Origin of the sequence: Terrabacter sp. GCM10028922 (genome assembly GCF_042666095.1) — a bacterium.
GTDB lineage: Bacteria > Actinomycetota > Actinomycetes > Actinomycetales > Dermatophilaceae > Terrabacter.
This window is the reverse complement of record NZ_JBHTFG010000001.1, coordinates 271540-294661: the sequence shown is the minus strand read 5'-3', so window position 1 is coordinate 294661 and position 23122 is coordinate 271540. Positions and strand designations below refer to the sequence as shown.

19 protein-coding genes are annotated in these 23122 nt (G+C 71.3%); 13 read left to right on the top strand and 6 right to left on the bottom strand.

Annotated elements, in window-relative coordinates; translation table 11 throughout:
- Positions 1 to 56: 56 nt before the first annotated feature.
- From ACFQU3_RS01365 to ACFQU3_RS01355, 3 genes are read right to left on the bottom strand one after another with little or no spacing between them, the layout of a single operon-like run.
- Positions 57 to 1430 (bottom strand): MFS transporter, encoded by a 1374-nt coding sequence (locus ACFQU3_RS01365; protein ID WP_385905345.1) that lies wholly within the window; start codon positions 1428 to 1430, stop codon positions 57 to 59.
- Between the two features lie 48 nt (positions 1431 to 1478).
- Positions 1479 to 2354, bottom strand: coding sequence for a DMT family transporter (locus ACFQU3_RS01360; RefSeq protein WP_385905342.1), 876 nt, complete (start codon positions 2352 to 2354; stop codon positions 1479 to 1481).
- On the bottom strand, positions 2351 to 3121 hold the full coding sequence (locus ACFQU3_RS01355; protein ID WP_385905340.1) for a C40 family peptidase: 771 nt from the start codon (positions 3119 to 3121) through the stop codon (positions 2351 to 2353). Before ACFQU3_RS01355 ends, ACFQU3_RS01360 begins: the two co-directional genes overlap by 4 nt.
- A gap of 210 nt (positions 3122 to 3331) precedes the next feature.
- Between ACFQU3_RS01355 and ACFQU3_RS01350 the strand changes: the two genes are divergently transcribed.
- The 3 genes from ACFQU3_RS01350 (at position 3332) to ACFQU3_RS01340 (ending at position 6857) form a co-directional block, all read left to right on the top strand.
- A complete protein-coding gene (locus ACFQU3_RS01350; protein WP_385905337.1) occupies positions 3332 to 3643 on the top strand; it encodes a hypothetical protein in 312 nt (103 codons plus the stop codon).
- 133 nt (positions 3644 to 3776) lie between these two features.
- Positions 3777 to 5435, top strand: coding sequence for an FAD-dependent oxidoreductase (locus ACFQU3_RS01345; protein WP_385905334.1), 1659 nt, complete (start codon positions 3777 to 3779; stop codon positions 5433 to 5435).
- Between the two features lie 18 nt (positions 5436 to 5453).
- Positions 5454 to 6857, top strand: a complete 1404-nt coding sequence (locus tag ACFQU3_RS01340; RefSeq protein ID WP_385905332.1) for a sensor histidine kinase — start codon at positions 5454 to 5456, stop codon at positions 6855 to 6857.
- 394 nt (positions 6858 to 7251) lie between these two features.
- On the opposite strand, the gene ACFQU3_RS01335 is transcribed toward ACFQU3_RS01340, so the two are convergent.
- The 3 genes from ACFQU3_RS01335 to ACFQU3_RS01325 are packed head-to-tail and all read right to left on the bottom strand — an operon-like array spanning position 7252 to position 10450.
- Positions 7252 to 7935: an MBL fold metallo-hydrolase gene (locus ACFQU3_RS01335; protein ID WP_385905329.1), complete on the bottom strand. Its 684-nt coding sequence runs from the start codon at positions 7933 to 7935 to the stop codon at positions 7252 to 7254.
- Between the two features lie 3 nt (positions 7936 to 7938).
- Complete coding sequence (locus tag ACFQU3_RS01330; protein WP_385905326.1) at positions 7939 to 8640, bottom strand: maleylpyruvate isomerase family mycothiol-dependent enzyme; 702 nt, start codon at positions 8638 to 8640, stop codon at positions 7939 to 7941.
- Entirely contained in the window at positions 8627 to 10450 is a 1824-nt protein-coding gene (locus tag ACFQU3_RS01325; protein WP_385905324.1) for a glycoside hydrolase family 15 protein, read from the bottom strand. The genes ACFQU3_RS01330 and ACFQU3_RS01325 overlap by 14 nt, the downstream gene beginning before the upstream one ends.
- 107 nt (positions 10451 to 10557) lie before the next feature.
- On the opposite strand from ACFQU3_RS01325, the gene uvrA reads away from it, so the two are divergent.
- From uvrA to secG, 10 genes are all read left to right on the top strand, one after another.
- Positions 10558 to 13695, top strand: a complete 3138-nt coding sequence (uvrA, locus tag ACFQU3_RS01320) for an excinuclease ABC subunit UvrA (protein WP_385905321.1) — start codon at positions 10558 to 10560, stop codon at positions 13693 to 13695.
- Positions 13692 to 14252 (top strand): Rieske (2Fe-2S) protein, encoded by a 561-nt coding sequence (locus tag ACFQU3_RS01315; protein ID WP_385905318.1) that lies wholly within the window; start codon positions 13692 to 13694, stop codon positions 14250 to 14252. The genes uvrA and ACFQU3_RS01315 overlap by 4 nt, the downstream gene beginning before the upstream one ends.
- A gap of 56 nt (positions 14253 to 14308) precedes the next feature.
- Positions 14309 to 16432, top strand: coding sequence for an excinuclease ABC subunit UvrC (gene uvrC / locus ACFQU3_RS01310; RefSeq protein ID WP_385905315.1), 2124 nt, complete (start codon positions 14309 to 14311; stop codon positions 16430 to 16432).
- Positions 16429 to 17346, top strand: a complete 918-nt coding sequence (gene rapZ / locus ACFQU3_RS01305; protein WP_385905312.1) for an RNase adapter RapZ — start codon at positions 16429 to 16431, stop codon at positions 17344 to 17346. The genes uvrC and rapZ overlap by 4 nt, the downstream gene beginning before the upstream one ends.
- A 14-nt stretch (positions 17347 to 17360) precedes the next feature.
- The gene (yvcK, locus tag ACFQU3_RS01300; protein WP_385905309.1) at positions 17361 to 18329 is read left to right on the top strand and encodes a uridine diphosphate-N-acetylglucosamine-binding protein YvcK; all 969 of its coding nucleotides are present in this window, start codon (positions 17361 to 17363) and stop codon (positions 18327 to 18329) included.
- Between the two features lie 56 nt (positions 18330 to 18385).
- Positions 18386 to 19366 carry a DNA-binding protein WhiA gene (whiA, locus tag ACFQU3_RS01295; protein ID WP_385905306.1) on the top strand — a complete coding sequence of 327 codons (981 nt, stop codon included), beginning with the start codon at positions 18386 to 18388 and terminating at the stop codon, positions 19364 to 19366.
- 210 nt (positions 19367 to 19576) lie between these two features.
- Positions 19577 to 20581 carry a type I glyceraldehyde-3-phosphate dehydrogenase gene (gene gap / locus ACFQU3_RS01290; protein ID WP_385905303.1) on the top strand — a complete coding sequence of 335 codons (1005 nt, stop codon included), beginning with the start codon at positions 19577 to 19579 and terminating at the stop codon, positions 20579 to 20581.
- A 95-nt stretch (positions 20582 to 20676) separates the two neighbouring features.
- A complete protein-coding gene (locus ACFQU3_RS01285) occupies positions 20677 to 21885 on the top strand; it encodes a phosphoglycerate kinase (RefSeq protein ID WP_385905300.1) in 1209 nt (402 codons plus the stop codon).
- Complete coding sequence (gene tpiA / locus ACFQU3_RS01280) at positions 21885 to 22697, top strand: triose-phosphate isomerase (protein ID WP_385905297.1); 813 nt, start codon at positions 21885 to 21887, stop codon at positions 22695 to 22697. Before ACFQU3_RS01285 ends, tpiA begins: the two co-directional genes overlap by 1 nt.
- 179 nt (positions 22698 to 22876) lie before the next feature.
- Positions 22877 to 23122 (top strand): preprotein translocase subunit SecG, encoded by a 246-nt coding sequence (gene secG, locus ACFQU3_RS01275; protein WP_188031918.1) that lies wholly within the window; start codon positions 22877 to 22879, stop codon positions 23120 to 23122.

Below are 23122 nucleotides of genomic sequence, written 5' to 3'. Positions count from 1 at the left end.
GACCGCGTGCGACCGGACGACGCCACCAGGTGGAATGTGGCCTCGTCCTGACGTGGTCAGCGCACGCGGTGCGCGGCGAGCCAGCCGACGACCGCCGGGAGCGCCATGACCGCGAAGACCGCGACGTACGCGCCGGGAACGGCGGAGCCCGCCGACGCGAAGACGATGGCCGAAAGCGCGATGGCCGTGGCGGCGCCGGCCGAGTCGCCGATCTGGAGCGCCGAGCTGACGAAGCCCTGCTCGGTCGACTGCGCCCGGGAGAGCGCCTGCGCCGTGACCCTGGGGTAGAGCGTCCCGATGCCGAAGCCGAGCACCGGGAACGTCGCGACGAGGACCCAGGTGGGCGCGCCGAAGGCGACCGCCAGCGCGAGCCCACCGAGGGTCAGCGTCATCGCAGCGAGCGACACGGACGCGGTCCGGCCGATCTCGAACCGTCGGTCCCATCGGCCCTGCACCCACGAGCCGGCGAACCACGTGATGCCGGTGACGGTGAGGGCGATGCCGGCGAGGCTTGGGCTCAGGCCGTCGCGCTCGGTGAGCAGCCGGGGCAGGTAGACCTCGGCGCCGCTGAACGCCGCAAAGGCCAGGGCCCGCAGGGCGATGTCGGCCGGCAGCCCTCGGGCCACGCGCAACGTGCCGCGCGGGGTCAGCGGCAGGAGCGTCAGCCCGACGACGACGAGTGCCAGGACCGCCACCGCGACCCCCAGTGGGTCGAGCCGGTCGGCGACGGCGTTGAGACCGAGGACGGCGACGGCGAGGACGACGGACGCGGCGATCGAACGCCAGCGCCAGGGCACGTCGACGAGGTCCTGGCGCAGCCCGGCGATGATCCGGCCGAGGAGGACTGCGGCGACCAGCAGGACGACGAGCGCGAGGCCGAAGACCCACCGCCAGCCGATCGTCTGCGCGATGAGGCCCGCCACGAACGGACCCGCGATCGAGGGGACCACCCATGCCGCCGAGAAGCCCGCGAGGATCGCGGTGTGCAGCCGCTGTGGGTAGACGCGGGTCACGAGGACGTAGAGCGCCGTGCTCGTCATGCCGGCGCCCAGGCCCTGGACGACGCGCGCCACGACGAGCACCACCATGTTCGCCGAGAGCCCCGCGACGACGAGCCCGACCGCGAAGAGGACCAGGCCGAGCAGCAGCGGCGGCCGGGGGCCTCGCCTGTCGGCCAGGTTGCCCGACCAGACGATGCTCACGATGCCGGCCGCGAGGGTTGCCGTGAACGCCATGGCATAGAGCGAGTCGCCCTCGAGGTCGCGGGCGATCGTCGGCATGACCGTGGTCAGCGCGAGCGCCTCGAAGGCGTGCAGCGAGACGAGGGCCAGGACACCGATCGTCGTCGCGCGTAGCGCGGGCGACAGCAGTCCGCCGGGTGCGTCGAGGTCGGGCTTCGTGGGCTCAGCTCTCATGGTGTTCGAGGTCATGGGCCGACGCTAGGACTTCGAGTCGACATGAGGTCAAGACGGAGGTCATCAGCCGGGTCCGAGGGCCGCGTCGGGGGACTCCGGCCGTGCTTGGGCGCCGAGCACGATGACGCTGGCGAGCACGACGAGCGCCATGCCGGCGACCTGCCAGTGGTCGAGCACCTGGCGAAGCACGACGAACCCGGCCAGCGCGCCGAGGACCGGCTCGAGGCTGAGCAGGATGCCGAACACGTGCTGCGCGAGGTGTCGCAGGGCGACGAGCTCGAGCGAGTAGGGCAGCACGGACGACAGGATGGCGATCCCGAGCCCGAGCGCGACGTCGCCCGGCGTCCACTCAGCGACCGAGGCGAGCCCGAGCGGGGTCACGGCGATCGAGGAGACGATGAGCGCCAGGGCGAGTCCGTCGAGGCCGCCGAAGGCGCGACCGGTGCGTTGACTGAGGACGATGTAGGCGGCCCACAGGATGCCGGCGAGCGCGGCGAGCCCGACCCCGACCAGGTCGAGACGGTCCCAGGACGTGTGCAGGACACCAGACACGAGGACGACTCCCAGTGCTGCAGCGGCGACGGCGACGACGTCGCGCGCGCGGCGGCTCAGCGCGGCCGCGAGGCCGAGGGGTCCGAGGAACTCGATGGTGACGGCCACCCCGAGGGGCAGGTGGGCGAGCGAGGCGTAGAACGTGGTGTTCATGGCTCCGAGTACGAGGCCGAAGAGGACGACGGTGCCCCAGTCGCGGCGGCTCCGACGGCGCCACGAGGGGCGGGCAACGGCGTAGAGGATGGCCATCGCGAAGAAGAGCCGCAGCAGGACCGAGCCCGGCGCACCGATCCGGGGGACGAGCGTGGCCGCGAAGGCACCGCCGAACTGGACCGAGACGATGCCACCGAGGACGAGCAGAGGAGCCGTGCGACGGTCGACGCTCACGGCATCGGCAGGCGGCCTGCGGCGACGAGCGTCGCGAGGCGCTCGTCGGAAAGGTCCTCCTCGACGAGCACACCGCCGGTCTCGGACGCGTGGACCATGCGGTCCGGCCGGACGACGATCCCGACGTGGTGGACGCGCCGACCGAGGCGGGCGAAGAAATAGAGGTCGCCCGCCTGCACGTCGTCGAGGTCGACGGGCGCAGCGAGCTCGGCCTGCGCGTAGGCGTCGCGTGCGACGACGATGCCGAGCCGGCGCCAGGCGTACAGCACGAGGCCCGAGCAGTCGAAGCCGAGGGGCGAGAGACCGGACCAGAGGTACGGCAGGCCGATGTGGCGTCGTGCCTCCGCGACGGCGGGGTGATCGTCGCCGTCCGTGGTTGCCGGCTCCCGTCCGGGCCAGCCGACGTCGGCCCCGACCGGCAGTGTCTCGAGGTGCGCCCGGGGCACCCATCCCGGGTAGCCGCGGTCATCCTTCGGCGAGATCTGCCACGGCGCGACGACGTGCGCCCACCGCCCGGACGAGTCCGTGTCGGTCACGGTCACAGGCTCGCCGAGGAGCAGCTGCGACTCGACCCTGCCGTGCAGGCCCAGGCGTCCGTCGCCGGACTCGTCGTCCGCGCTGTTCGCGTCGAGAGCGGCCAGCCATCCGAGCACGTCGGGCTCGTCGGCGACGACGGGTGCGTCGACGGGACGGGGGCTCTCGGGGGCGGACCAGACGGTGGTGACGGGGACGCGGACGCGATGGGTGGCGGTGACGGTCGAGCTCACGCTCGCCATCCTCGCACCACGCCTGCGCCGTCGCCCACGCCGGCCGGGAGCCGGCGCGCGTCCGTGCACCCGTCGACGTCGACGGGCACCCTTGCACCCCAGTCGTGTCGGCGGGGATTCCTGACATCCCGCTGGCACTCACCTGCCGAGTCGATGTGGACCTTGCCGAGGTGCTGGCCCGCGTGCGTCGGTGGCCGTACCTTCAGAGGTATGGAAGAGCGAATCACCCTAGAAGGATTCGACCCGCCGAAGAACCGTCGGCACGGCCCGGACGGCGACCTCGTCGACGTACAGGGATGGCTCCACGCCCCGGTCGACTGGACGGGCGGACCGCGGCTCGAGCGAGCCTGGCGCGACCGACACGGCCAGTCACGTCTCGGCGTCGGTCTCTCGGTGGCCAACAACCCCAGGCGTCACATCCTGCTGACGAACGTCTCCGCTGACCTCGACTTCGTGAGGTCCGAGCTCGAGTCACTCATCGCCGAGTTCGAGCCCCAGGAGTCGCTCGAAGGCGCCCAGTAGGTCCCGCCGGCAGCCGACGGCGGTCACGTGGCGCGTCCGGCTTGCCCGACTGATCCCGTATGCCGTGGGCGGGGTCGCCGCGAACCGTCGCGAGTGCGGCCCGGCGGCGCCCTCTCGCTCGTAGTCTGAGGGCGTGACGAGACCGGCCATCATCACGGTCGACGACGACGCGCCGGTCTCCGCCGCGATCGCCAGGGACCTCAGGGCACGCTACGGCGCGGACTACCGCATCGTGCGCGCCGGTTCGGGCGCCGAAGCCCTCGACGTGGTCGGCCGGCTCGTCCTGCGCGGACAGCCGGTCGCGCTCGTCGCCTCTGACCAGCGGATGCCGGGCATGACCGGCATCGAGCTGCTCGCCCGGGTGCACGTCGACGCGCCCGACGCGAAGCTGCTGCTGCTCACGGCATACGCCGACACCGACGTCGCGATCTCGGCGATCAACGACATCGGCCTCGACCACTACCTGCTCAAGCCCTGGGACCCGCCGGAGGACCGCCTCTACCCCGTCGTCGACGACCTCCTCTCGGACTGGCGCAACGCACATCCCGACGAGACCAACGACGTCCGCGTCGTCGGCGACCGGTGGTCCGAAGGCAGCCAGCTCGTCAAGGCGTTCCTCGCGAACAACCACGTGCCCTACGTGTGGCTCGACGTCGAGCGCGACGAGGAGGGTGCGCGGCTGCGGGACCTCGCCCAGGCGAAGCCCGAGGACCTGCCGTTGGTCCTCGTCCCTGATGGCGACACGCTGCGGGCGCCCACGACGGTCGCCGTCGCGACGGCCCTAGGCCTGCGGACCCGGGCCGAGCGCGACCTCTACGACCTCTGCATCGTCGGTGGTGGGCCGGCCGGTCTCGCTGCCGCGGTCTACGCCGCCTCCGAGGGACTGAGCACGGTCGTCGTCGAGCACGACGCGCCGGGAGGCCAAGCCGGCCAGAGCGCTGCGATCGAGAACTACCTCGGTTTCCCGCGTGGGCTCTCGGGGTCCGACCTGGCGCAACGCGCCATCGCACAGGCGCGGCGCTTCGGCGCCGAGATGGTGCTGGCCCGTGACGTCGTCGCCCTGGAGGCGCGCGGCCCGGTGCGCGCGGTCAGGCTCGAGGGCTCCGACGACATCGAGGCCCGCAGCGTCGTCCTGGCCACCGGCGTCGTGTACCGGCGGCTGGAGGCGGCCGGAATCGATGCCCTCACCGGGCGCGGCGTGCACTACGGCTCGAACGCCGCCCAGGCCACGGCCTGCAAGGGCGACGAGGTCTACGTCGTCGGCGCCGCGAACTCCGCGGGACAGGCCGTCCTCAACCTCGCGAGGTTCGCCCGGCGCGTCACCCTGCTCGTCCGCGGCGACTCCCTCGAGGCGAGCATGTCCCAGTACCTCGTGGAGCGGATCCGCGCCGACGACCGCATCCGGGTGCTCTGCCGCACCGAGGTCGTCGGTGCCGACGGGGACGGGCATCTCGAGCGCCTCACCCTCGCCGACAGGCACACGGGGGCGACGACCGTGGTCGACGCCGCCTGGCTCTTCGTCTACATCGGGGCCTCCCCGAGGACGGACTGGCTCGGCGCCGAGGTGTCGCGCGACGACCACGGCTTCATCGTCACGGGACACGACCTCGTCACCGGTCCGCAGGCGGGCGGGTGGTCGCTGCCGCGCCCGCCCTTCGCCCTCGAGACCAGCCTGCCCGGCGTTTTCGCGGCCGGTGACGTGCGCTCCGACTCGATGAAGCGCGTCGCCTCGGCGGTCGGCGAGGGGTCGATGTCGGTCTACTTCGTCCACCGCTACCTCGCCACGATCTGACTGCAGACAGGACCCGCCATGCTCGACCTCGCCGCCCTCAGGACGGTCCCGCTCTTCGACGGTCTCCGCGACGACCAGCTCGCCGAGCTGCTCGCGGGCAGCGACGAGGTGCCGGTCGTCCCGGGAGAGGTGGTGTGGGTCGAGGGCGACCACGCGGACTACTGGTGGGTGCTCGTCGACGGGGCCCTCGACCTCTCGCGTCACGTCGGGCGCGAGGACGTCGTCGTCGGCCGGATGGATGTGCCCGGCCGCTGGGCTGGGGGCTTCCGGGCGTGGGACGAGCAGGGCGTCTACCTCGCCACCGCGCGCGGCGTGACGCCCGGGCGACTCCTGCGCGTGTCGTCCGAGCGCCTCCATGACCTCGCCAACGAGTGGTTCCCCTTCGCGGCGCACCTCGTCGCCGGCCTCTACGTGACGGCGCGCTCGATCGAGGCCACGGCGCGCCAACGCAACGGTCTCGTCACCCTCGGCACGCTGGCTGCCGGGCTCGCCCACGAGATCAACAACCCCGCGGCGGCGGCCGCCCGGTCGGCCGCCGAGCTCGAGCGCGCCTGCGACGGCCTGCTGGAGTCGCTGCGGCAGATGGCGGTTCGCGAGCTGACGGCTGTTCAGTTCAGCGCGCTCGACGCGTTGCGCCGGGAGCTGCAGCCGCCGTCGGCGCTACCCGACCCGCTGGAGACCGCCGACCGCGAGGAGGAGCTCGGCAGCTGGCTCCAGCGCGCGGGTGTCGAGAGACCGTGGGAGCTCGCTCCGCCGCTGGTGTCGGCCGGGGCCGACATCACGTGGCTCGAACGGGCGGCAGCCGTGACCACAACCGATGCCCTCGAGGCGTCGCTCGGCTGGGTCGCCCGCACCATCGACGTCTCCTCGCTGCTCGCCGAGGTGCGCGAGTCGACCGGTCGAGTGTCGGAGCTGGTGGCAGGCATCAAGACGTACTCCCAGATGGATCGGGCCTCGCACCAGCGGGTCGACCTTCGTGAAGGCCTCGAGAGCACGCTCCTCGTCATGGGTCCGCGGTTGCGCGAGGGCATCACCGTCGTACGCGACTGGGGGAGTGACGTCCCGCTCGTCGAAGGGATGCCCGGCGAGCTCAACCAGGTGTGGACCAACCTCGTCGACAACGCCGTCGACGCCATGGACGGTTCCGGCACCCTCACCGTGCGAACGCGGCTCGACGGCGACGCGGTGCTCGTCGAGGTCGGTGACACCGGCACCGGCCTGAGCCCCGAGGCGCAGCAGCGCGCGTTCGAGGCGTTCTACACGACGAAGGACGTCGGGAGCGGCACGGGTCTCGGTCTCGACATCGCCCGACGCATCATCGTCGAGCGACACGGCGGGACGATCGAGATCGAGTCACAGCCCGGCGACACGAGGTTCCGCGTCCGGCTGCCCATCCGGTCGGACCGGCCGAGCTCGCCCTGACCGCCGCGGCCACCACACGGCATACATCGCCCGTCCACGTCGAGTGGGCACTTCGCACCGGGTGTACCCGACCGTTCTCGAGTCGAGTGGGCACTTCGCACCGGGCCGGCGACGGTGCAAAGTGCCCACTCGACTGGCTGGTCTGTCGCTGTGGTGTGGGTGATGGGCGGGCCCTGGGCGTGTACCGACCCGTTCCGAGGTCGAGTGGGCACTTCGCACCGGGCCGGCGACGGTGCAAAGTGCCCACTCGACTGGCTGGTCTGTCGCTGTGGTGTGGGTGATGGGCGGGCCCTGGGCGTGTACCGACCCCGTCCCAAGGTCGAGTGGGCACTTTGCACCGGGTGTAGTACTCGACTGGTGTGTGTGGGGTGGCGTGGCCCGAGGACGTATGCCGTCACCAGCCGCGAGCGCGCCACTCGTCCAGGTGCGGACGTTCCGCCCCGAGCGTCGAGTCGTCGCCGTGGCCGGGGTAGAACCACGTGGCGTCGTCGTAGACGGCGAAGACGCGAGTCGTCACGTCCTCGATGAGCGCCTCGAAGCTCTGGCCCGGGTTCTTCGTGTTGCCGATACCGCCGGGGAAGAGGCTGTCGCCCGTGAAGAGGTGCGTGTGGCCCCCGGGGTCGGCGTAGGCGAGCGCGACGGAGCCGGGGGTGTGGCCGCGCAGGTGGATGACGTCGAGCGTCACGTCACCGACGCGGACGGTGTCACCCTGGCCGACGCGCACGTCGACCTCGACGGGCAGGGCGTCCGCGTCGTCTCTGCCGGCGACGGTGCGGGCGCCCGTGGCGGACACGACCTCGGCCAGGGCGCCGACGTGGTCGTGGTGCTGGTGCGTCGTCACCACGGTGTCGAGGCCCTCGCCGCCTGAGGTGACGAGGTCGAGCAGGCGGTCCGCCTCGGCCGCCGCGTCGATGAGCAGCTGTCGGCCCGTCGCCCGGCACGTCAGCAGGTAGGCGTTGTTGTCGAACGAGCCGACCGACAGCTTGCGGATCGTCAGCCCGGGCAGCTCGCGCACCTGTGCCGGCCCGCCTGGGGTGACGTGGCCGGTGTAGTCGTCGGCCGACCGCGAGTCGGTCACGGGTCAGCCTCCGAACGGCAGGGTCGGCACGGGGCCGTCGAGCTCGACGCCGTCGGTGTGCCCGCGGGCGAGCCACATGAGCACGTCGGCGCGCGCTCCCGTGACCCGGGTCGTGCCGTCGCCGACCGTGTGGTCGTCGCCCTCGGTCGTGGCGATGTGCAACGACGGCGGGCTGTCGTCATGGGCCAGCCGGTTGACGGCGTCGCGCAGGAACAGTGCGACGACCTCTGCGGGGGCGTTCGCGAAGGTGTAGCCGGCGTCGAGGTCGACGTGGTGGTAGACGACCTCGCGCAGACGCATGAACGGGACCATCCGGACCTCGATGGGGAACCCGCCCGGCGTCCGCTCGACCCGCACCTCGGCGTGCTCCGGGCGCAACGCCTGGAGCCGCTCGGCCAGGCGCGCGGCGCTGTCGCGGATGTCCGTGGCCTGGTCGTCCGCCGACCGTCGAGCGCCCCGGGCGATGTCGGCATCGCGGGCCTCGGCGTCGTCGTACATGGTGTCGGTGGTGCCGGTCAGGGCCACGTCGCACACCCGGACGAGGGCATCGGCGTTGCGGGCCACGTGCGACAGGACGTGGCCGCGCGACCAGCCCTCGCACAGGGACGGCGCGAGGACGGCGTCGTTGCGGAAGCTCGCGGCCGTCGAGAGCAGCCGCTCGGTCTCGGCTGTGACGTGCTCGGCCGTCACGTCAGCGTGCTTCATGCGTCGCCTTTCCGGTCGCCTTCTCGAGGGCCAGCGCGGCTCCGACGAGAGTCAGGTGCGAGAACGCCTGCGGGAAGTTGCCCACCATGCGCTCGCCGATCGGGTCGTACTCCTCCGAGAGCAGGCCGACGTCGTTCGTGAGACCGACGAGGCGGTCCATCAGCTCGGTGGCTTCCGTCGTCATACCCGCCTTCGCGTAGGCGGTCACGAGCCAGAAGGAGCAGGCCAGGAAGGGGTGCTCGTCGCCGGCGATCCCGTCGACGTTGGTCTCGGTCCGGTAGCGCATGACGAGGCCGTCACGCATCAGGTCGTGCTCGACGGCCGCGATGGTGCCGAGCATGCGCGGGTCGTCGCCGTCCACGAAGCCGATCGACGACAGGATGAGGAGCGACGCGTCGACCTCCGTCGTGTCGTAGTGCTGGACGAACGTGTTCCTCTCGACGCTGAAGCCCTTCTCCATGACCTCCTCGCGCACCCGGTCGCGCAGCTCGCGCCACTCGTCCACCGGCCCTTCGAGACCGTGCTGCTCGACGGCGCGGATGGCCCGGTCGAACGCCGCCCACACCATGACCCGGGAGTGCGTGAAGTGCCGGAGCGGGCCGCGGATCTCCCACAGGCCGTTGTCGGCCTCCTCCCAGTGCTTCGCGAGGTGGTTGACGAGGGCTCGCTGAAGGTGCCACGAGTCGTCGTTCTCCTCGAGGCCGCGCGAGCGGGCGTGGTCGAGCGAGATCATCACCTCGCCCAGCACATCGGTCTGCCGCTGGTCCACCGCGGCGTTGCCCACGCGCACGGGCTGCGACCCGGCATACCCCGGGAGATGGCTCAGCACCCGCTCGGGGAGGTCACGTCCGCCGTCGACGCGGTACATGATCTGCATGTCCTCTGGGTCACCGGCGACGGCCCTCAGCAGCCAGGCCCGCCACAGCTCGGTCTCCTCCACATAGCCGCAGCCGAGCATCGCCTCGAGCGTGAGCGCGGCGTCGCGCAGCCAGCAGAAGCGGTAGTCCCAGTTGCGCTCGCCGCCGAACTCCTCGGGCAGCGACGACGTGGCGGCCGCCACGATGCCGCCCGTCGCCTGGTGCGTGAGCCCGCGCAGCACGAGAAGCGAGCGCGTCACGACCGACGCGTACGGGCCGGTGTAGTGGCTCCGCGCCGCGTACTCCTCGCTGAGCGCGATCGTCTCCATGATTCGCGTGCGGATGCGGAGCGGGGGCGGGATGGGCTCGTGGCTGCGGAACCACGTCGTCGAGAAGGTGAGCACCTCGCCCGCCGAGACGTCGAACTCGTCGACGTGGTGACCGTCCTGGGCGTGGGGGAGCCGGGCGCCACGGAGCACGAGCATGTCGGGGCCGGCGATCGCGGTGATGATCTCGTCGATGCGATCCCCGAGGTCCTCGGTGTCCCGCATGACCCACGGGCGGGTGCGGCCGTAGTTGAAGCGCACGGTCCACTCGTGCACCATCCGCACCGTGCCCTCGAGCCCATCGACGCGGCGCAGGACGTCGGAGCGCCCGTCGCCGAGCGGCATGACGTCGGTGACCTTGACCCGGCCGGTCGAGGTCTCGTGGATCGTCTCGAGGACGAACGAGTTGCCGACGTAGCGGCGTGTCGTGACCGCGTCCTCGTCGACGGGCGCGATGAGCCACCGGCCGTGTTCGGGCCTGCCGAGCAGGGCCGAGAAGCACGCGCGCGAGTCGAATCGGGGGAGGCACAACCAGTCGATCGAGCCTCGCCGGCTCACGAGCGCGGCGGTGTGGAGGTCGCCGAGCACGGCGTAGTCCTCGATCGGGGTGGGCGCGTGCTCACTCATGACTGCGAGTATGCCGTCCCGCAGGCCCTGGTGCGCCGCACCCTGGCCCCGCCCGTGTCGCCTCCGCACCCCCGCCGATAGGGGTACTGTCGGCGACCCCACCTAGCATGTTGGGCGTGACTGCTACGCCCACCGGCAACGCCCATTCCCTCGTCGTCCGCGGCGCGCGCGAGCACAACCTCCGCGACGTGTCGGTCGACCTTCCCCGTGACAGCCTCATCGTCTTCACCGGGCTGTCGGGATCGGGCAAGTCGAGCCTCGCCTTCGACACGATCTTCGCGGAGGGGCAGCGTCGCTACGTCGAGTCGCTGTCGGCGTACGCCAGGCAGTTCCTCGGGCAGATGGACAAGCCCGACGTCGACTTCATCGAGGGCCTGTCGCCGGCGGTGTCCATCGACCAGAAGTCCACCAACCGCAACCCACGCTCGACCGTCGGCACCATCACCGAGGTCTACGACTACCTCCGACTGCTCTTCGCGCGGGCCGGCAGGCCGCACTGCCCGGTCTGCGGCGAGCCGGTGACGCGACAGTCGCCCCAGCAGATCGTCGACCAGCTCCTCACGCTCGAGGACCGCACCCGCTTCCAGGTCCTCGCCCCGGTCGTGCAGGGCCGCAAGGGCGAGTTCGTCGACCTCTTCGCCGAGCTGCAGACCAAGGGCTTCTCGCGCGCTCGTGTCGACGGCGAGGTCGTCTCCCTCACGGAGCCACCCGCCCTCGAGAAGCAGAAGAAGCACACCATCGAGGTCGTCGTCGACCGCCTCGTCGCCAAGGGCGACGACGCCGGCTCCAAGCGTCGCCTCACCGACTCGGTCGAGACCGCGCTCGGCCTCGCCGGCGGCGTCGTCATCATCGACTTCGTCGACCGTGAGGCCAAGGACAAGGACCGCGAGCGCCGGTTCTCGGAGAAGATGGCCTGCCCCAACAACCACCCGCTCGGGATGGACGAGATCCAGCCGCGGTCCTTCTCGTTCAACTCGCCGTTCGGTGCGTGCCCGACGTGCACCGGCATCGGCACCGAGCTCGAGGTCGACCCCGAGCTCGTCGTGCCCGACGACGACCTGTCGCTCGCGGAGGGCGCGATCCAGCCGTGGGCGCAGGGCTCCGGGTCCGCGGAGTACTTCCAGCGCGTCATGGCGGCGCTCGCCGAGGACATGAAGTTCCCGATGGACGCGCCGTGGCGGGCCCTTCCCGAGCGCGCCAAGGAGGCGCTGCTCCACGGCGAGAACTACAAGGTGCACGTCAGGTACAAGAACCGCTACGGCCGCGACCGGTCCTACACGACGGGCTTCGAGGGCGTCGTGCCCTTCATCAAGCGGCGCCACTCCGAGACCGACTCCGACTGGAGCCGTGACCGCTACGAGGGCTTCATGCGCGAGGTCCCGTGCCCCGTCTGCCGGGGCGCCCGCCTCAAGCCCGAGTCGCTCGCCGTGCTGGTCGGCGGCAAGAACATCTCGGAGGTCTGCGCGCTCGCCATCAGCGAGGCGGCCGGCTTCCTCGACACCGTCGACTTCACGACGCGCGAGCAGCAGATCGCCGAGCGCGTCATCAAGGAGATCGACGCGCGCCTCGGCTTCCTGCTCGACGTCGGCCTCGACTACCTGTCGCTCGACCGCCCCGCGGGCACGCTGTCGGGCGGGGAGGCGCAGCGCATCCGCCTCGCCACCCAGATCGGCTCGGGTCTCGTGGGCGTCCTCTACGTCCTCGACGAGCCGTCGATCGGGCTGCACCAGCGAGACAACCACCGACTCATCGAGACGCTGACCCGCCTGCGCGACCTCGGCAACACGCTCATCGTCGTCGAGCACGACGAGGACACCATCGCGACCGCCGACTGGGTCGTCGACATCGGCCCCGGCGCCGGCGAGCACGGCGGACACGTCGTGCACTCCGGCCCGGTCAAGGGCCTGCTCGAGCACCCCGACTCACTGACCGGCATGTACCTCTCGGGGCGCCGGGAGGTCCCCACACCCGACGTGCGCCGCGGCCACGACGGCCGCCAGATCACGGTCACCGGCGCGCGCGAGAACAACCTCCGGAACGTCTCCGTGAGCTTCCCGCTGGGCAACCTCGTCGCCGTCACGGGCGTCTCCGGCTCCGGCAAGTCGACACTGGTCAACGACATCCTCTACAACGTCCTCGCCAACAAGCTCAACGGCGCGCGGCACGTCCCGGGCCGGCACAAGACCGTCACGGGCCTCGACCAGCTCGACAAGGTCGTGCATGTCGACCAGAGCCCGATCGGACGCACACCCCGATCGAACCCAGCCACCTACACCGGCGTCTTCGACAACATGCGCAAGCTCTTCGCCGAGACGACGGAGGCCAAGATCCGCGGCTACCAGCCGGGCCGGTTCTCCTTCAACGTCAAGGGCGGACGCTGCGACGCCTGCTCCGGAGACGGCACGATCAAGATCGAGATGAACTTCCTGCCCGACGTCTACGTCCCGTGCGAGGTGTGCCACGGTGCCCGCTACAACCGCGAGACGCTGGAGGTGCACTTCAAGGGCAAGACGATCGCCGACGTGCTCGACATGCCGATCGAGGAGGCGGCGACCTTCTTCGAGGCGGTCCCCGCGATCTCGCGCCACCTCAAGACCCTCAACGACGTCGGCCTGGGCTACGTGCGCCTCGGCCAGCCGGCGCCGACCCTCTCCGGTGGTGAGGCGCAGCGCGTCAAGCTCGCGAGCGAGCTGCAGAAGCGATCCACCGGACGCACCATCTACGTCCTCGACGAGCCGACGACCGGACTGCACTTCGAGGACATCCGCAAGCTCCTCGACGTGCTCCAGGGGCTCGTCGACAAGGGCAACACCGTCATCGTCATCGAGCACAACCTCGATGTCATCAAGAACGCCGACTGGATCATCGACCTGGGACCCGAGGGCGGCTCCGGCGGTGGTGCGGTCATCGCCGAGGGGACGCCCGAGGACGTCGCCGCCGTCGAGGCGAGCCACACCGGCCGCTTCCTCCGGCCGATCCTCGAGCGCACCGCCCGCACGACGAGCCGCACGACGAGCCGCACGACGGCGCGCAGCACGACGCGCGGCGGGTCGACGAAGCAGGGCACCGCGGGTTCACAGCGATCTGACGGGCCGAGCACAGGGACGGGTCGCACAGTGACGTCCACGAAGGCGAGCGGTCGCGCACGAGGGGGTGCCACCACCGCCGCCGCGAAGAAGACCACGTCGAGCACGACGGTGAGCAAGACGAGGTCCTCCACCACGACCCGGAAGAGGAACGCATGACCGAGCCCACCCCGTCCAGCACCACGGAGCCGGACGACACCAGCACCTGCGACGCGTCCATCGAGCGCCTCACCGGTCGGGCCGGCTTCGTCGCCGACCGTCGCTCGATCCTGCGGGCCGGTGGCTTCGCGCTCTGCGCGGGCGCCCTCGCCGCGTGCAGCAGCCCGCCGGTCCCGAGTGTCGCTCCGTCCTCCAGCACCGGCGGTTCCTCGTCGGCAGCGACGGGCTCGGCCGGAGCCACCTCGACCAGCGCGGCCACGTCGAGTGCCGCGGCCGGCGGCACCCCGGTCTCGGAGGTTCCGGTCGGCGGAGCCGCGTTCTACCCCGACACGAGCACCATCGTCACGCAGCCGGAGGCCGGCGTCCTCAAGGCCTTCGACATGACGTGCCCGCACCAGCAGAACCCCGTCAGGAGGGTCGAGGACGGCCAGCTCGTGTGCCCGTCGCACGGCAGCCACTTCGACCTCACGACCGGCGCCCGGGTGTCCGGACCGGCCGAGCAGGGACTGACGGCGAAGACGGTCACCGTCACCGGAGACACCTTCACGGTCAGCTGAGGTCGCAGCCCCGGAGGCTGTGCCGGGGCGTCGGTGGCCCGACATAGGGTGGAACCGTGGCGGACCCGACGACCTACCGACCGAAGCCGGGGGAGATCCCCACCGACCCGGGCGTCTACCGGTTCCGCGACTCCCACGGCCGCGTCATCTACGTCGGCAAGGCCAAGTCCCTGCGTCCTCGGCTGTCCTCGTACTTCCAGGACATCACGGCGTTGCACCCGCGCACGGCGACGATGGTCACGACGGCCGCCTCCGTCGAGTGGACGGTCGTGCGCACCGAGGTCGAGGCGCTCCAGCTCGAGTACTCCTGGATCAAGGAGTTCGACCCGCGTTTCAACGTCAAGTACCGCGACGACAAGTCGTACCCGTTCCTCGCCGTGACGATGGGCGAGGAGTTTCCCCGGGCCCAGGTGATGCGCGGCGCGAAGCGCAAGGGCACCCGCTACTTCGGTCCCTACGGCCACGCATGGGCGATCCGCGAGACCCTCGACCTGCTGCTGCGCGTCTTCCCGCTGCGCACGTGTTCCTCCGGTGTCTTCAAGCGTGCTGCCTCGAGCGGCCGCCCGTGTCTGCTGGGCTACATCGACAAGTGCGCCGCGCCGTGCGTCGGCCGGGTCACCGCCGACGAGCACCGCGCCATCGCCGAGGACTTCTGCGACTTCATGGCCGGCAACACCACCCGCTTCGCCAAGCGGCTCGAGACCCGGATGAAGGAGGCCGCGGCGGAGCTGGACTTCGAGCAGGCGGCCCGGCTCCGCGACGACATCGGCGCCCTGACGAAGGCTCTCGAGAAGCAGGCCGTCGTCCTCGGCGACGGCACCGACGCCGACGTCTTCGCCCTCGCCGACGACGACCTCGAGGCCGCCGTCCAGGTCTTCCACGTCCGGGGTGGCCGCATCCGCGGACAGCGCGGCTGGGTCGTCGAGAAGGAGAGCGAGGATCTGCCCTCGCTCGTCGAGCACCTCCTCCAGCAGGTCTACGGCGACGCCGACCGCGATGCGGTGCCGCGCGAGGTCCTCGTCCCGACGGTCCCGACCGACCTCGAGGCCGTCACCGAGTGGCTCACGTCGGTGCGCGGGTCGGCGGTCAGCGTGCGGGTGCCCCAGCGCGGCGACAAGCGGACCCTGATGGAGACCGTGCGACGCAACGCCGAACAGTCCCTCGCCCGGCACAAGGTCGCCCGCGCGGGCGACCTGACACTGCGCAGCCGGGCCCTCCAGGAGCTGCAGGACTACCTCGGCCTCGACGACGCCCCGCTGCGCATCGAGTGCTACGACGTGAGCCACGTGCAGGGCACCAACGTCGTCGCGTCGATGGTCGTCTTCGAGGACGGCCTCGCGCGCAAGAGCGAGTACCGCCGGTTCATCGTGCGCGGCGCCGCCTCCACCGACGACGCCGGCCCCAGCCGCAACGGACGCGGCGAGCTCCCGGCCACGGTCGACGACACCGCGGCGATGCGTGAGGTGCTGACGCGCCGGTTCCGCCGCTACCTCGAGGAGGCCGAGGGCGTGGGTGACCTCGACCTGTCGACCGGTGTCGTCGGCGCGTCCGACGCCGAGGCCGACACGACGGGCGGCCGCGCCGCAGACACCGGTGTGGCAGGCACCCGGGTCTCGGGTGGCGCGATCGACGAGGACGAGGGTCCGTCGTCGTCGGGGCCGATCGACCCGGAGACCGGCCGGCCCCGCCGCTTCGCCTACCCGCCCAGCCTCGTCGTCGTCGACGGCGGTCTGCCGCAGGTCAACGCCGCGCAGGCCGTCCTCGACGAGCTCGGCATCGAGGAGGTCGCACTCGTCGGGCTCGCCAAGCGCCTCGAGGAGGTCTGGCTCCCGCGCGACGACCACCCGGTGATCCTGCCTCGCACCAGCGAGGGCCTCTACCTGCTCCAGCGCCTCCGCGACGAGGCGCACCGCTTCGCCATCACGTTCCACCGCCAGCGCCGTTCGAAGGCGATGACGACATCCCAGCTGGACGGCATACCCGGCCTCGGGGCGAGCCGTCAGAAGGCGCTGCTGCGGCACTTCGGTTCGGTGAAACGCCTTCGGGCTGCGGACGTGACGGACATCATGGCCGTACCCGGCTTCGGCCGGTCGCTTGCCTCGGCGGTCGTCAACCACTTGGCTGAGGGAGCCCCGCAGCAGCCAGCCGTGAACCTCACGACGGGAGAAGTGCTCGAATGACCGCCGACACCGGCCGCACACAGCAGACCCGCTTGGCCGACGCGCCGATCGTCATCGTCACCGGGATGAGCGGTGCCGGCCGCAGCACGACCGCCAACGTCCTCGAGGACCTCGGCTGGCTCGTCGTCGACAACCTGCCGCCGCAGCTGCTGACGCACCTCGCCGAGCTGCGTGACGAGGCGCGCGCACGGCACCCCGAGTCGCACCTCCAGCAGGTGGCGGTCGTCGTCGACGTCAGGTCGCGCGGCTGGTTCGCCCAGCTCGAGGACGCCATCGCTGCCGCGCGAGAGCGCGGGGAGCGACCGAGCCTGCTGTTCCTCGACGCCACCGACGAGGCGCTCGTGCGGCGTTTTGAGAGCGTCCGGCGCCCACACCCGCTCCAGGGCGAGGGACGGTTGCTCGACGGCATCCAGCGCGAGCGTGAGCTGCTGCTCGACCTGCGCTCGTCGGCCGATGTCGTCATCGACAGCTCAGGCCTCAACGTCCACCAGCTGAGCGCCAAGCTGTCCTCGCTCTTCGCCGGTGACCGTGGCGTGCAGCTGCGCATCGCCGTCATGTCGTTCGGCTTCAAGTACGGCCTGCCGCTCGACGCCGACGTCGTCTTCGACATGCGCTTCCTGCCCAACCCGTTCTGGGTGCCGGAGCTGCGCGGGCTGACGGGACGAGACAAGCCCGTCGCCGAGTTCGTCATGAAGCAGCCGGGCGCCGACGAGTTCCTCGACCGTGCCTCCGAGCTGCTCGACACGATGATCGGCGGCTACGTGCGCGAGGGGCGCCGCTACGTGACCGTCGCCGTCGGGTGCACGGGTGGCAAGCACCGCTCGGTCGCCACCGCCGAGGCGCTCAGTGCCCGGCTCGGCGGTCGTCACGGAGTCGACACCTTCGTCGTGCACCGCGACCTGGGGCGGGAGTGACCGGAGCCCCTGTCGTGACCCCTCCCCCCGGGCCCCTCGCCCCACCGCATCACCGCCGCATCGTCGCGCTCGGCGGCGGCCACGGCTTGGCCGCGGCACTGACCGCTCTCCGGCTGCTCACCGACAACGTCACCGCTGTCGTCACGGTCGCCGACGACGGCGGCTCGAGCGGGCGGCTGCGCGAGGACTTCGACGTCCTGCCACCGGGCGACCTGCGGATGGCCCTGTCGGCTCTCTGCGACGACAGCGACTGGGGCCACACCTGGCGTGACGTGCTCCAGCACCGCTTCGCCGGCACCGGCGAGCTGAGGGGCCACGCGCTCGGCAACCTGATGATCGTCTCGATCTGGGAGCTGCTCGGCGACACCGTCGAGGGGCTCGACCTGGTGGGCCGGCTCCTGGGGGCCCGTGGCCGCGTGCTGCCGATGGCCGCCGTGCCGCTCGAGATCGTCGCGGAGATCCGGGGCCATGACCCACAGCGCCCCGACGAGACCGTCGAGGTACGCGGCCAGCACCGCGTCGCGTCGTCGCCAGGCGTCGTGTCCTCGATCGGCATCCTGCCCACCTGTCCCGAACCCTGCCACGAGGCGATGGCGGCCGTCGCCGACGCGGACTGGGTGATGCTCGGGCCCGGCTCGTGGTTCACCTCGGTCATGCCGCACCTGCTCGTCCCCGGCCTCGCCGACGCGCTCGTGGCAACTCCTGCCAAGCGTCTGCTCAACCTCAACCTCGAGGTGAACAAGGGCGAGACGCGTGACTTCCGGGCCGAGGACCACCTCGCCTCGTTCGCGGCCAACGCTCCCGACCTGCGGCTCGACGTCGTGCTCGCCGACCCGAGCGTCGTCCCCGACGGCGCGTCCCTGCGGGCGGCCGCCGCCGACCTGGGCGCCGAGCTCGTCGTCGCGCCGGTGGCGGCGAGGGGAGCCCCGGGAGTGCACGACCCCCTCCGGCTTGCTGCAGCCCTGCGCGACGTCGTCTCCTGATGGCGTCGACGGCCTCCGGCGCGAGGGTGCTTGATCAGGATGGCAGGATGTCGCCCATGGCCATGACAGCGAAGGTGAAGGACGAGCTCTCACGCCTCGAGGTGACCAAACCCTGCTGTCGCAAGGCCGAGGTCTCGACGATGCTCCGCTTCGCCGGTGGCCTGCACATCATCGGCGGCCAGATCGTCGTCGAGGCCGAGCTCGACACGGCCAACGCCGCGCGACGCCTGCGCCGCAACATCGCCGAGGTCTACGGCCACAAGAGCGACGTGCTCGTCCTCGCGGCCGGCGGCCTGCGCCGCGGCTCGCGCTACGTCGTCCGCGTCGTCGAGGACGGCGCGACCCTCGCGCGGCAGACGGGACTCATCGACACCCGCGGCCGGCCTGTGCGTGGCCTGCCCCCCAAGGTGGTCAGTGCCGCGACGTGCGACTCCGAGGCGGCGTGGCGCGGAGCCTTCCTCGCCCACGGCTCGCTGACCGAGCCGGGCCGCTCCTCGGCTCTCGAGGTCACCTGCCCCGGACCCGAGGCGGCCCTCGCCCTCGTCGGTGCGGCGCGTCGTCTCGGCATCCAGGCGAAGGCACGCGAGGTCCGAGGCGTCGACCGGGTCGTCATCCGTGACGGCGACGCCATCGGCGCCATGCTGACGCGGCTCGGGGCGCACGACGCGGTCCTCGCCTGGGAGGAGCGCCGCATGCGCCGGGAGGTGCGCGCGACGGCGAACCGTCTCGCCAACTTCGACGACGCCAACCTGCGCCGCTCCGCTCGCGCGGCGGTCGCGGCCGGGGCCCGCGTCGAGCGCGCCATGGAGCTGCTCGGCGAGGAGATCCCCGACCACCTGCGCGAGGCCGGCCACCTCCGGCTCGAGCACAAGCAGGCGAGCCTCGAGGAGCTCGGCCAGCTGGCCAAGCCACCGATGACGAAGGACGCCGTGGCGGGTCGCATCCGTCGGCTCCTCGCCATGGCCGACAAGCGCGCGGAGGAGCTCGGCGTGGCCGGTACCGACGCGAACCTCACACCCGACATGCTCGAGACCTGAGCACGCCGACTGCCGTCCCGGACCCACACGGAGCCGTCCGCCGCCACGCCTGCGACGTGGCGAGGCGGGCTGAGCGCATGCTCACCAAGCCCTGAGACTGCCGCTTCGCCGCCCGGACCGACGCACTAGGGTGGGCTGTGATCCAGGTCGCAACGGCGCGACCAAGGTCTGACACATCGTCCGACACAGTCTCACCGAAGAGGTACAGCAGTGACCGTTCGCGTTGGAATCAACGGCTTTGGCCGCATCGGCCGCAACTTCTTCCGCGCCGTGCAGGCGTCCGGAGCCGACATCGAGGTCGTGGCCACCAATGACCTCATGGACAACAAGACCCTCTCCCACCTGCTCAAGTACGACTCGATCCTGGGTCGCTTCCCCGGCCAGGTGACGTACGACGAGACGTCGATCACCGTGGACGGCAAGGCGATCCGCGTGTTCGAGGAGCGCGACCCGTCCAAGATCGACTGGGCCGGCGTCGGCGCCGACATCGTCGTCGAGTCCACGGGCTTCTTCACCGACGCGACGAAGGCCAAGGCCCACGTCGACGGCGGCGCCAAGAAGGTCATCATCTCGGCGCCCGCGTCCAACGAGGACATCACGATCGTCATGGGCGTCAACGACGACCAGTACGACGCCGGCGCGCACACGATCATCTCGAACGCCTCGTGCACGACGAACTGCCTCGGCCCGATGGCCAAGGTGCTCCACGAGGAGTTCGGCATCGTCAAGGGCCTCATGACGACGATCCACGCGTACACCCAGGACCAGAACCTCCAGGACGCCCCGCACAAGGACCTTCGTCGCGCCCGGGCCGCCGCCCTCAACATCGTGCCGACCTCGACCGGTGCAGCGAAGGCCATCGGCCTCGTCCTGCCCGAGCTCAAGGGCAAGCTCGACGGCTTCGCGCTGCGCGTGCCGGTCCCGACCGGCTCGGCCACCGACCTCACGTTCGAGGCCGGCCGCGAGACGACGGTCGAGGAGGTCAACGCCGCGGTCAAGGCCGCCGCCGAGGGCCCCCTCAAGGGTGTGCTGGTGTACACCGAGGACGCCATCGTCTCGAAGGACATCGAGACCGACCCCGCGTCGTGCATCTTCGACGCCGGCCTCACGAAGGTCATCGGCAACCAGGTCAAGGTCGTCGGCTGGTACGACAACGAGTGGGGCTACTCCAACCGCCTCGTCGACCTCGTCGAGCTCGTCGGCAAGTCCCTCTGAGCCACCCGGCCACCGCCCTCGGCTGTCATCGACGCCCGGGGCGGTGGCCGTCTCCATGCCCGGCTGACATCCCAACCACTGAAGAGGCATACCGCGTGAAGACCACCAGCGACCTCGGGGACCTGCGCGGCAAGCGCGTCCTCGTCCGGTCCGACCTCAACGTGCCGCTCGACGGCTCGACGATCACCGACGACGGCCGCATCCGCGCCTCCGCCCCGACGATCCAGGGCCTCGCCGACGCCGGCGCCCGCGTCATCGTGTGCGCCCACCTCGGCCGGCCCAAGGGGTCCCCCGAGGCCAAGTACTCCCTCGCACCCGTCGCGAAGCGCCTCGGCGAGGTGCTCGGCTCCGACGTCGTCTTCGCCGAGGACACCGTCGGCGACGACGCCAAGGCCAAGGCCGCGGCTCTCGAGGACGGCCAGGTCCTGCTCCTCGAGAACCTCCGCTTCAACGAGGGCGAGACCGCCAAGACCGACGAGGACCGCGCCGAGTTCGCTGGCGAGCTCGCTTCTCTCGCAGACGTCTTCGTCTCGGACGGCTTCGGTGTCGTGCACCGCAAGCAGGCCTCCGTCTACGACGTCGCCCGGCTGCTGCCGCACGCCACGGGTGGCCTGGTGCAGACCGAGGTCGACGTCCTGCGCCGCCTGACGAAGGACCCCGAGCGGCCGTATGCCGTCGTGCTCGGGGGCGCGAAGGTGTCCGACAAGCTCGGCGTCATCGGCAACCTCCTCGGCACGGCCGACCGCCTCCTCATCGGCGGCGGCATGGTCTTCACGTTCCTCGCGGCCCAGGGTCACGAGGTCGGCAAGAGCCTGCTCGAGGCCGACCAGGTCGACACGGTCAGGGGCTACCTCGACCGCGCCGAGAAGGAGGGCGTCGAGATCGTCCTGCCCGTCGACGTCGTGGCAGCCGACGCCTTCAGCGCCGACGCCCAGCACGACGTCGTCGCAGCCGACGCCATCCCGGCCGACCGGATGGGTCTCGACATCGGGCCCGAGTCGAGCCGTCTGTTCGGCGAGAAGCTCGCCGACTGCCGAACCGTCTTCTGGAACGGCCCCATGGGCGCGTTCGAGATGGAGCCCTACGCCGCAGGTACGAAGGCCCTGGCGCAGGCCCTCGTCGACATCACGAAGGGCGGCGCCCTGACGGTCGTCGGCGGCGGCGACTCCGCGGCTGCCGTGCGGCAGCTCGGCTTCGAGGACTCCGACTTCGGCCACATCTCCACCGGTGGCGGCGCCAGCCTCGAGTACCTCGAGGGCAAGGAGCTGCCCGGACTGACCGTTCTCGAGGAGGGCGACGCCTGATGGCGAAGGACACGAAGCCGGCGGGGCGCATCCCGCTCATGGCCGGCAACTGGAAGATGAACCTCGACCACCTCCAGGCGACGCACCTCGTGCAGAAGCTCGACTGGACCCTGAAGGACGCGAAGCACGACCACACGGCCGTCGAGGTCGCCGTGCTGCCGCCGTTCACCGACCTCCGCTCGGTGCAGACGCTCGTCGAGGGCGACAAGCTCGACCTGAAGTACGGCGCGCAGGACCTCTCGCCGCACACGTCGGGTGCCTACACCGGAGACATCTCCGGTGCGTTCCTCGCCAAGCTCGGCTGCACCTACGTGACGATCGGCCACAGCGAGCGTCGCGAGGGCCACGGCGAGACCGACGAGATCGTCAACGCCAAGGTCAAGGCGGCGTACGCCCACGGCCTGACGCCGATCCTCTGCTGCGGCGAGGCGCTCGACGTGCGCAGGCAGGGCCGTCAGGTCGAGCACGTCGTCGAGCAGCTTCGAGCCGACCTCGACGGCGTCACGAAGGAGCAGGCGGCCTCGATCGTCATCGCGTACGAGCCCATCTGGGCCATCGGCACCGGAGAGGTCGCGACGCCCGACGACGCGCAGGAGGTCTGCGCGGCCATCCGGACGCTCCTCGCCGAGCTGTACAGCGGCGACGTCGCCGACGGCGTTCGCGTGCTCTACGGCGGGAGCGTCAAGGCCGGCAACGTGGCCGCGATCATGGCCCAGGAGGACGTCGACGGCGCCCTCGTCGGTGGCGCGTCGATCGACCCGGCCGAGTTCGCGTCGATCTGTCGCTTCCGCGAGCACCTGACGACGGCCTGACCGTACTCGCGTACGCACCCGAGCACGGCCCATCGGCCGGGCGTGCCCCCACCGGGGCGTTCGGCCGATGGGGCCTCGGGCAGGTATCCTTGCCCGAGCCCCGGAACACACCGGAACCCCGCGGGGGAAGCGGCCGACCGGCCCGAGGCCCCGAGATCCCGACGATTTGGAGTGACCACGTGGATGCGGTTCGCATCGTGCTGCAGGTCCTGCTGGTGCTGTCCAGCATGGTCCTGACCCTGTTCATCCTGCTGCACAAGGGCAAGGGTGGCGGCCTGTCCGACATGTTCGGCGGGGGCATGTCGACCTCCCTCGGTGGCTCGTCCGTCGCCGAGCGCAACCTCGACCGCTTCACCGTGGCCGTGGCCGCGGTCTGGGCGGCATCCATCATCGGTCTGGGCCTGCTGGCCCGCTTCGCGAGCTGA

Bases quoted from the DNA above. Each gene is read 5' to 3' on its own strand.
- ACFQU3_RS01330 (WP_385905326.1), bottom strand. From the start codon at position 8,640: ATGAAGCACGCTGACGTGACGGCCGAGCACGTCACAGCCGAGACCGAG.
- tpiA (WP_385905297.1), top strand. From the start codon at position 21,885: ATGGCGAAGGACACGAAGCCGGCGGGGCGCATCCCGCTCATGGCCGGC.
- ACFQU3_RS01340 (WP_385905332.1), top strand. From the start codon at position 5,454: ATGCTCGACCTCGCCGCCCTCAGGACGGTCCCGCTCTTCGACGGTCTC.
- rapZ (WP_385905312.1), top strand. From the start codon at position 16,429: ATGACCGCCGACACCGGCCGCACACAGCAGACCCGCTTGGCCGACGCG.
- ACFQU3_RS01365 (WP_385905345.1), bottom strand. From the start codon at position 1,430: ATGACCTCGAACACCATGAGAGCTGAGCCCACGAAGCCCGACCTCGAC.
- uvrA (WP_385905321.1), top strand. From the start codon at position 10,558: ATGTTGGGCGTGACTGCTACGCCCACCGGCAACGCCCATTCCCTCGTC.
- ACFQU3_RS01315 (WP_385905318.1), top strand. From the start codon at position 13,692: ATGACCGAGCCCACCCCGTCCAGCACCACGGAGCCGGACGACACCAGC.
- ACFQU3_RS01325 (WP_385905324.1), bottom strand. From the start codon at position 10,450: ATGAGTGAGCACGCGCCCACCCCGATCGAGGACTACGCCGTGCTCGGC.
- ACFQU3_RS01350 (WP_385905337.1), top strand. From the start codon at position 3,332: ATGGAAGAGCGAATCACCCTAGAAGGATTCGACCCGCCGAAGAACCGT.
- whiA (WP_385905306.1), top strand. From the start codon at position 18,386: ATGGCCATGACAGCGAAGGTGAAGGACGAGCTCTCACGCCTCGAGGTG.